Origin of the sequence: Nonomuraea antri (assembly GCF_013283785.1) — a bacterium.
Classification (GTDB): domain Bacteria; phylum Actinomycetota; class Actinomycetes; order Streptosporangiales; family Streptosporangiaceae; genus Nonomuraea; species Nonomuraea antri.
Genome location: NZ_JABCPZ010000334.1, coordinates 1 through 8,491, shown reverse-complemented (window position 1 = coordinate 8,491; position 8,491 = coordinate 1). Strand labels below are relative to the sequence as shown.

Genomic DNA, 8,491 nt, shown 5'->3' with positions numbered 1-8,491 from the left:
GGTCGGGGGCGGGTGGGTCCCAGCGGTCCTGGGCGGCCATGACCTCCTCGGCATGGGTGAACGCCCACTCGCCAAAGGCCTCGATCGGCGGCAGCAGGCTGCGCCCGAGGTCCGTCAGACCGTACTCGACCCGTGGCGGCGCCTCCGCGTACGCGTGCCGCTCGACCAGTCCGTGGAACTCCAGCCGCCGCAACGTCTCGGTGAGCACCTTGGCGCTGATCCCGCCGATCTCCTCGCGCAACCGCCCCGGACGGCGCGGGCCATGCCGCAACGCCCAGACGACGACCGCGTTCCAGGTGTTGGCGAGCAGGTCGAAGGCGAGTCTGGCCTGGCAGTCGGCGAGGAACGACGGCGGCCTCCGTTAGGCACCAGATGGTGTGTGACGACCTTCCTATCGTCCTCCTATCAGTAAAGCCCCCCGTAGGAGAGGGAGATGACATGCGGATCGGGATCCTGGGCGCCGGCGACATGGCGGACGCGCTGGGCACGCAGTGGGTCAGGGCCGGGCATGAGGTGATGGTGAGCGGCAGGGACCACGACAAGGCGGTCGCACTCGCGGAACGCATGACCGCCGAACCGCCTGCCGAGTCAGCGACGGCCGGATCGTCCGTCCCGACGGCGACGGCCGGATCGCCTGTTCCTTCGGTGGCGGCCGAAACGTCTGTCCAGTCCACGACGGCCGGATCGCTTGTCGGGTCCGCGGTGGCCGGCACGTGGGCAGAGGTGGCGGAGTTCGGTGAGGTTGTGGTGGTGGCCGTCAGGGAGGCTGGGCTTGTCGAGGTGTTGCAGGCGGCCGGCCCGGCGCTGCGCGGCAAGCCGCTCATCGACGTGACCAACGCCGCCTCCCTGCCCGCCTATGATCCGGCGCGTCCGCTCGCGAAGCTGATCGGTGATCTCACGGGTGGACATGTGGTGAAGGCGTTCAACCTGTGCCATGTGGACGTCTGGCGTCACACGCCGCCGGTCTTCGGTGGACGGCCGCTGGCCGTGCCCCTGTGCGGCGACGATCCGGCGGCGCTGGCGGCGGCCCGACGTCTGGCGTCCGACCTCGGCTGCACCCCGGTGGACGGCGGGGGACTCGAGCGGGCGACGCTGCTCGAAGCGACGGCGGCGTTCGTCATCGGGCTCTGGTTCGGCGGCGTGGACGCCCAGGCCATCCTGCCGCCCTGGCAGGAATCGGGAGCCCACCCGACCACGTGAGCGCCCCGGTGTGCCAGCTTGTGTCCCGGCGTGCCAGCCCGCGTCGGCGTGGGTGTGCGGGCTCGCGTCGGCGTTGGGGCCCCGGCCGCTGGGCGTGCCTGTCGAGGTGAGAGTCGCGAGGCGGGTGGCTGTTCGCGTGGGTGCGTGGGCGAGTGGTGGGCGGCTGTTCGCGTGGGCGAGTGGCGAGTGGCTGCTCGCGTGGGTGTATAGGCGAGTGGCGGGTGGCTGTTCGCGTGGGTGTGTAGGCGAGGGCGCCTCGCGTACTCCAGAAGGTGTATCGGGGATCGCGACGAGCGGCTGATTTCGCGTCGTCCCGGGCGCGGGATTCTGTAGCTCCACCGGCAGCGGAGCCGACAGCGGAGGAGAGAGCAGTGGTCAGCCAGGTCGCCAAGGGTAACGGGTACATGACCGCGTTCAAGGGGGTCGCCGCGCTCAGCATGGCGTCGGTGCTCGTGCAGGCCGTGACGGCCGGTCAGCTCATGAGCGGGTCCGGGGCCGGGATCCACGGGGCCGGGGCCGGCGCCGTGCACGTGCTGGGGCTGTTGCAGCTCGTCGCGGCCGTCCTGGTGTGGCGGCCGGGACGTGGGGCCGGGTGGCCGGCGCTGGTGGCGCTCGCGGTGCTGCTGCTCGGGTTCGTGCAGTCGATGCTGGGCGGCAGCGGGGCGATCACGGGGCATGTGCCGCTGGGTATGGCGATCTTCGGGCTCAACGTCTGGCTGGTGGTATGGGCCTGGCGTAGGTGAGGCGAGCGAGCGGGCTGGCGGACGGTTCGCGCCACGCGCGTTCCTGGCCGAGGCGCCTGGGTTCCTAACCAGGTTGTGCGGGTTCCTGGGGCTCGGGTGCCCGCGTTCCTGATCGGGGACGCGTGGGGTACCGAAGGCAGGCTGCGTGGGGTTCCTGGGCCAGGCTGCGTGGGGTTCTGAGCCAGGCTGTGCGAGGGGCCTTGGCCGGGTTGCTCGGGTTCCTGGCCGGGCGATGCCGGTCCCGGCCGGGGTGCGTGGGTTCCTGGCCGGGCGATGCCGGTCCCGGCCGGGGTGCGTGGGTTCCTGGCCGGGCTATTCGGGGTTTCTGGCCAGGTGGTCGGCCTGGCGGATCGGCTCGGGCAGCCGGTAGCGGGGTGACAGACGTAGTACCTGGTCGGTGACGGTGTCCAGCGAGATGCGGTGTCCCTGTGAGACGTACACCGGCTTCACCTCCCGCTGCGTGCGCAGCGCGCGACCGACCGCGGCGCCGTCGTGGACGATGGGCGTCCAGGCGCCACGCTCCGGCGCCGGCGTGGCGTGCGTGCCGACGAACGGCGTCTTGCCCACGCCCAGCGACGGCAGTCCCGTCAGGACGCCGAGATGGCAGGCCAGGCCGAAGCCGCGCGGGTGCGCCAGGCCGTAGCCGTCGCAGACCAGCAGGTCGGGGGTGCTGGTCAGGCGTTCGAGCGCGGCCACGAGCGTCGGCAGCTCGCGGAAGGCGAACAGGCCGGGCACGTACGGGAACGTGGCCTTGCCGTGCACCACCACCCGCTCCACCGGCGCGAGCGTGTCGGCGGCGAGGACCACCACGGCCGCGGTCACGTCGTCCTGGCCGTGGTAGTGCACGTCGAGACCGGCCACCAGGGTGAACGTGGCGGGGCCGGTCAGCTGGACGCGGGCGCGGAGCTCGTCCTGGATGGACTCGGCCTCGGCGACGTCGGCCGGCCAGGGATGAAGGTGGTCAACACGCACCGGACCACCGTATTCCCCCGCGTGGACGGTAGGGTCGCCGCATGCAGATCATCGAGGGCGCCGGAGTATGGGCACCGCCGGCCGCCGGCGCCGCCAACGACTGGGTCGAACAGCTCAAGGTGCCGGATCTGTCCATCGGCACGTACTGCATCCCGGCGGGCGGCGTCGACACCCAGAGCCCGCACACCGAGGACGAGATCTACGTCGTGACGACCGGCCAGGCCAGGATCGTGACCCCGAGCGGCGAGGCGGCGGTCGGCCCCGGCGCGGTGATCTTCGTCCCGGCGGGTGAGGAACACCGCTTCGTGGACGTCACCGAGGATCTGACGCTGCTGGTCGTGTTCGGCCCGGCCTACGGCTCACGCGGCGGCATCACGGACTGACGCGGCCAGGCCGGGCGATGCGATGCTTGGTCCATGGGTAAGGATCTCGTCCGCGGCGCGATCGCCGGACTGGCGTTAGGCCCGGCCCTCGGCCAGCCGGTGTCGAGGCTGTACGACGAGGACATCGAACAGTACACGGTCATGCCCATGGTCCTTCTGAGCTGCGTGCTGGCCTTTCCCGTCGGGTGGCTGCTCGCCCGGCTGCTGCGCATCACGCACCCGATCCGTACCGCGCTGCTCGGGCCCGTCCTGCTGCTGGTCGGCTACAACGCGCTCGACGCCGCCTTGCCGGACGCCCGCCCCCGGCCGATCCTGCTGGGCGTCATCGCGCTGGCCGTGCTCGCCTACGCGAGCGCCGCCGCGCTCACGCGCACGGTTTCGCTGGTCCCGAGGATCGTCGCGGCGGTGGTCGTCTGCGCCTGCGTGATCACCACGTCGACGGTCGAGCAGCGGCGCGCGGAGGCCTGGGAGCGGGAACACCGCGCCGACCTGATCGCCCTGTACAAGCGGTCGGTTCCGCTGGTGCTGCCGGTGGCCGTCCCCGGGCGCACGCTGGTGAGCGTGGGGACCATCACGGACGAGGTCCTGTCACTCGACTACGCCGAGGACGCCGAATCCGAGCCCGACGTGTTCGTCCGGATCAGGCCCGACGAGGACCCGCGCAAGGCCTGCCAGATCTGGGTGAGGCATTCCGGCTCCTGCCGGCGGCTGGCGGCCGGCAGGTGGATGACCGAGAAGGAGAAGAACGGCAGGCTGGTGCTGTTCGCCAAGGTCGACCGGTGGCTCGTCGAGGTCGACTCGACCGCGCTGCGACCGGACGACCTCGTCGTGGTGGGAACCAGGCTGCGTCCGGTCACCGCCGAGTACCTGGTCGACCACGAGCCTTTGTGAGTGCGGTTCTGTAGGGTCGGTAGCCGTGAGCGGGGTGCTGCTGGTGGTGGTGGAGGTGGTGGTCGGGCCCGGCGTCGTCGCCGATCCGGCCCTGCTCGACGAGATCGCGGGACGCGAGTTCGATGCGCTGGGCGTGCGCGGCTCGGTCACACACGCGCAGGACGTCTCGGCCGTCCTCGCCTGCCTGCCGCGGCCTCCCCGGACCGGCTTGGACGATCCCGCCGGTCTGCCTGAGCGTCCCTCGACCGGCTCGTCTGATTCTGTCGGCCTGCCTGAGCGTCCCTGGACCGGCTCGGACGATCCCGTCGGCCTGTCCGATCCTTCCCGGACCGGCTCCGCGGATCCGGCTTCCTCGTCCGGGCAGCCCTCGACCGGCCCGGCCGGCTCGGACCGTTCGTCCGGGAGTTTCCAGAGCGGGGCCGACGTGCGGCGAGTGGTCGTGGTGATCCCGGGGCCGGACCCGGCGGTGCGGCGTCTGATGGCGTCGGACGTCGGCCCGGTCGTGTGGGTGGACTTGCGGCGGGCCGATGGGGTGCGGGTCGGCGGAGCCGCCGCGCACCTGCACGGGCGGGGTATCGAGGGGCTGGCGTGGGGGATCCGGCATGCCGTCCATCGGGCGCGGCACCCGCGCCTGCGCATCCCGTACGGCCCGGATCCGGACCAGTGGGGCGAACTGCACCTGCCGGACTCGCCGACAGGACGGGTGCCGGTCGTGGCGCTGATCCACGGCGGTTACTGGCGATCGATCTGGGCGGCCGACCTCATGGACGCGCTCTGCGCCGACCTGGCCGGGCGCGGGTTCGCCGGGTGGAACCTGGAATATCGGCGTCCCGACCGGCACGGATGGGCGGCCACCTGCGCCGACGTGGCCGCCGGGCTGCATGCCCTGACCGACGTGGCCACGGGCCTGCACGCTTCGGCCGGCGTCGACGCGCCGCTGGACCTCGACCGGGTCGCGGTGGCCGGGCACTCGGCCGGCGGGCAGCTCGCGCTCCGCGCGGCGGCCGACGGGGCGCGGGTCTCGCTGGCCGTCTCGCTGGCGGGGGTGCTGGACCTGGTGGAGGGGGACCGGCGGTGGCTGAGTTCGGGAGCCGTGGCCGCCGCCCTCGGCCACCCGGCCCCACCGGTCGCTGATCACGCGGAGGACTCGGTGGGGGCGGCGCGCGTTTACGGGACGGCGTCGCCGCTGCTCCGGCTGCCGCTCAAGGTCCGCCAGCTCATCGTGCAAGGCTCCGACGACGACCTCGACCTGCTGGACTTCGGCCGCAGATACGCGCGCAGCGCCGAGCAGGCGGGCGACGACGTGACGTATCTCGAACTCCCTGGTGACCACTTCGCCGTCATCACCCCGGACACCCCCATCTGGCGCGCCACCGCCCAGGCCATCGAGGAAGCCCTCCGCTAGCGGGATCACGGCTCAGGCCGCCGGGAACGCCGTCCGCCAGGGAGAGCGCGAGCCAGGTCGTCAGGAAGGTCCTCCGCCAGGGAGATCGGGCCCGCTTCTGGACATCCGGCGCGGGCCGCCGTACCAAGGGATGATGGAGGTCACGATCGTCGGCGCGGGACTCGTCGGCTGCCTGCTCGCCTGTTTCCTGGCCCGCCGCAACCACCAGGTCACCCTCTACGAGCGCCGCCCCGACCCGCGTACCGAGGGCGCCGACCGGGGCAGGTCCATCAACCTGGCCATCTCGGAACGCGGCATCGACGCCCTGCGCCGGCTCGGACTGGACCGGGAGGTGCTGGCGGAGGCCATCCCGATGCCGGGCCGCATGATGCACGCAACCGACGGAACGCTCACGTTCCAGCCGTACAGCGCCGACCGCGCGCACGCGATCAACTCGATCAGCCGCGCCGGGCTCAACATGAAGCTGCTCGACGCCGCCACCGCGCTGCCGGGCGTCGAGGTCCGTTTCGGTCACCGTCTCACCGGCCTGGACGAACGCAGCGGCAGGCTGGAGTTCGAGTCGGGCGCGGTGGGCAAGGCCCAGGTGATCATCGGCGCGGACGGCGCGTACAGCGCGGTCAGGTCGCGGCTGCAGGCCCTGCCCGGTGTCGGCTTCAGCCAGGACTACCTCGACTACGGCTACAAGGAGCTGTCGATCCCGGCACGTGACGGCGAGTACGCCATGGACCCGGGCGCCCTGCACATCTGGCCCCGCGGCCGGTCGATGATGATCGCGTTGCCCAACCCGGACAAATCGTTCACCTGCACCCTGTTCTGGCCGCACGAGAGCCTGGCCGCGCTCGACACCCCACGCAAGATTGAGACGTACTTCGCGGAGAACTATCCCGACGCGGTCGAGCTGATGCCCGACCTGGTCGAGTCCTACCAGGGCAACCCGGTCGGACACCTGGTCACCATGCGCTGCTCGCCCTGGCACGTCACCACGGACGCGACCGCGATCGGGCTCATCGGCGACGCGGCCCACGCCATCGTCCCCTTCTACGGCCAGGGCGCGAACTGCGGCTTCGAGGACTGCGTCGAGCTGGACCGCTGCCTGGACGAGACCGGCGACGACTTCCCCCGCGCCCTGGAACTGTTCGAACGCCGCAAGACGGACACCGACGTGATCGCCAGGCTGGCCCTGGACAACTTCGTGGAGATGCGTGACAAGGTCGGCTCCCGGATGTTCCTGGCCGGCAAACGCGTCGAACACGCGCTGGAACGCGTCCTGCCCCGGTATGTCTCGCGTTACGAGCTGGTGTCCTTCTCCACCACGCCGTACGCGGAGGTGGAGCGCCGGATCCGGGCACAGCGACGCTGGGCCACGGCGGGCGCGCTGGCGGGCCTCGCGGGCCTGGCCACTCTGGCCAGGCTCATCGGCGCGCGCGGCAACGGCGGGCGGGACACGACGTGAGAACGGCCGGCGGGACGCGACGCCGGAGCGGCCGGCATGATGCGACGCGGGAACGACCGGAGTGACGCGACACCAGAGCGACGCCGGAGCGGTGGTCAGCGTGACACGACGCGGGTTTCCGTCCGGACGTAGGTGTTGTCCGCCTTGTAGGTGTACACGCCGAACCCGCCTTCGCCGACGTCGCCGTTGCTGTCGAACTCGATACGCCCGCTGAGCCCGTCGTAGTCGATGTCCGTCCCGGACTCCAGCAGGTCGGCGCACGCGCGGAACGTGGTGCACGGCCGTCCGCCGCCGCTCACCGTGGCCAGCCGACCGGCCACCGACTTGCCCAGGTCGCCCTGCGCCGCGCGGGCGGCCAGCGCCGCGACGATCACCGCGTCGTACGCCTCGGCGGCGTAGGAGAAGTCGGTGAGCGCCGGGTCGAGCGCCCGCATCCTGGCCTGGAAGTCCGGGCCGACGGCCACGCCCGCCAGCGTCCCGCGCGTGCCGGTGAGCGTGCCGCGCGGCAGGTCCTCGGAGTAGTCGGACAGGTTGGCGTCGACCAGATACCAGCGCTGATCGCCGCGCTTCAGCTTCCGCATGACCTCCAGCGTCTCGGTGAACCCGATGAGGATCAGAGCATCGGCCTCGATCGGCTCGAGCCGGGAGAAGTCGGCGTCGTCCTCCCGGTAGCGGATCTTCTTCACCACCTCGACCCCGGCCTTGGAGAGCTCCGCCTCCGCCTCCGCGACCAGGACGTCTCCGTAGGGGTCGTCCAGGGCGATGAACGCGGCGGTCCTGTTGCCGTCCTCGGCGGCCAGGCGTCCGACCAGGCGGCCCTGCAGGGTGTCGGAGGGGGCGGTCCTGAAGAACAGGCCTCTGTCGTAGGCGGTGGTCAGCAACGTGGCGGTGGTGGACGGGGAGATCATCGTCATGCCCTCCTCGGTCACGGCGTCGAGCACTCCCAGCGAGACCGTGTTGGACGCGGCCCCGACGATCACGTCCGTCTCGGCCCCGGCCAGCTCCCGGACCGCGGCGACGGCCAGGTCGTCGGTCGAGTCTCCCGAGTCGGCCCTGATCAGGCGGACCGGCCGGCCGAGCACTCCGCCGGCGGCGTTGACGTCCTGGACGGCCAGGTCGACCGCCGTGGAGGTGGCGGCGCCGAGGAAGGCGAGGCTGCCGGTCATCGGCAGCAGCGTGCCCACGGTCAGCACCCCGTCCTGGACGACGCCACGCACCTGCCCGGCAGGTGTTGGGGCCGGCGTCGGGACGGGTGCGGCCAGCGGTGACCGCTTCGGCTGCGCCGACTGGGCCGTCTGCGCCTGCGGCGTCGGCTGGACCAGCAGGAGCAACATCAACAGCAGAAGCGCCGACGCCGCCACCCGCGACCGACGCCTCCCCCCGACGACGGTCCGCCTCCCGGACGGGAAGACGGCGAGCAAGGAGGGGGTGGGGAGGGGCGAGG

At 72.0% G+C, this 8,491-nt stretch carries 9 protein-coding genes; 6 read left to right on the top strand and 3 right to left on the bottom strand.

What is annotated here, in order from left to right; all coding sequences use genetic code 11:
- On the bottom strand, nucleotides 1-271 hold a 271-nt coding region (locus tag HII36_RS51065; protein ID WP_236004971.1), incomplete at its 3' end, for a winged helix-turn-helix transcriptional regulator.
- Nucleotides 272-438: 167 nt separating this feature from the next.
- On the opposite strand from HII36_RS51065, the gene HII36_RS51060 reads away from it, so the two are divergent.
- Both HII36_RS51060 and HII36_RS51055 read left to right on the top strand, forming a co-directional pair.
- Complete coding sequence (locus HII36_RS51060; RefSeq protein ID WP_173530647.1) at nucleotides 439-1,200, top strand: NADPH-dependent F420 reductase; 762 nt, start codon at nucleotides 439-441, stop codon at nucleotides 1,198-1,200.
- 371 nt (nucleotides 1,201-1,571) lie between these two features.
- Nucleotides 1,572-1,943: a hypothetical protein gene (locus tag HII36_RS51055; RefSeq protein ID WP_173530646.1), complete on the top strand. Its 372-nt coding sequence runs from the start codon at nucleotides 1,572-1,574 to the stop codon at nucleotides 1,941-1,943.
- Between the two features lie 312 nt (nucleotides 1,944-2,255).
- On the opposite strand, the gene HII36_RS51050 is transcribed toward HII36_RS51055, so the two are convergent.
- A complete protein-coding gene (locus HII36_RS51050; protein WP_173530645.1) occupies nucleotides 2,256-2,915 on the bottom strand; it encodes an endonuclease V in 660 nt (219 codons plus the stop codon).
- Between the two features lie 41 nt (nucleotides 2,916-2,956).
- On the opposite strand from HII36_RS51050, the gene HII36_RS51045 reads away from it, so the two are divergent.
- The 4 genes from HII36_RS51045 (at nucleotide 2,957) to HII36_RS51030 (ending at nucleotide 7,047) form a co-directional block, all read left to right on the top strand.
- A complete protein-coding gene (locus tag HII36_RS51045) occupies nucleotides 2,957-3,298 on the top strand; it encodes a cupin domain-containing protein (protein WP_173530644.1) in 342 nt (113 codons plus the stop codon).
- Nucleotides 3,299-3,331: 33 nt separating this feature from the next.
- A complete protein-coding gene (locus HII36_RS51040) occupies nucleotides 3,332-4,189 on the top strand; it encodes a hypothetical protein (protein WP_173530643.1) in 858 nt (285 codons plus the stop codon).
- A gap of 25 nt (nucleotides 4,190-4,214) precedes the next feature.
- A complete protein-coding gene (locus HII36_RS57510) occupies nucleotides 4,215-5,594 on the top strand; it encodes an alpha/beta hydrolase (RefSeq protein WP_217370993.1) in 1,380 nt (459 codons plus the stop codon).
- Between the two features lie 133 nt (nucleotides 5,595-5,727).
- Nucleotides 5,728-7,047, top strand: a complete 1,320-nt coding sequence (locus HII36_RS51030) for an FAD-dependent oxidoreductase (protein ID WP_217370992.1) — start codon at nucleotides 5,728-5,730, stop codon at nucleotides 7,045-7,047.
- A 95-nt stretch (nucleotides 7,048-7,142) separates the two neighbouring features.
- Here HII36_RS51030 and HII36_RS51025 read toward each other — a convergent pair whose 3' ends face one another.
- Entirely contained in the window at nucleotides 7,143-8,381 is a 1,239-nt protein-coding gene (locus HII36_RS51025; protein ID WP_173530641.1) for an ABC transporter substrate-binding protein, read from the bottom strand.
- Nucleotides 8,382-8,491: the final 110 nt, after the last annotated feature.

Coding starts and splice junctions, on each gene's coding strand:
- HII36_RS51060 (WP_173530647.1), top strand. CDS start 439: ATGCGGATCGGGATCCTGGGCGCCGGCGACATGGCGGACGCGCTGGGC.
- HII36_RS51045 (WP_173530644.1), top strand. CDS start 2,957: ATGCAGATCATCGAGGGCGCCGGAGTATGGGCACCGCCGGCCGCCGGC.
- HII36_RS51040 (WP_173530643.1), top strand. CDS start 3,332: ATGGGTAAGGATCTCGTCCGCGGCGCGATCGCCGGACTGGCGTTAGGC.
- HII36_RS51030 (WP_217370992.1), top strand. CDS start 5,728: ATGGAGGTCACGATCGTCGGCGCGGGACTCGTCGGCTGCCTGCTCGCC.
- HII36_RS51025 (WP_173530641.1), bottom strand. CDS start 8,381: ATGTTGCTCCTGCTGGTCCAGCCGACGCCGCAGGCGCAGACGGCCCAG.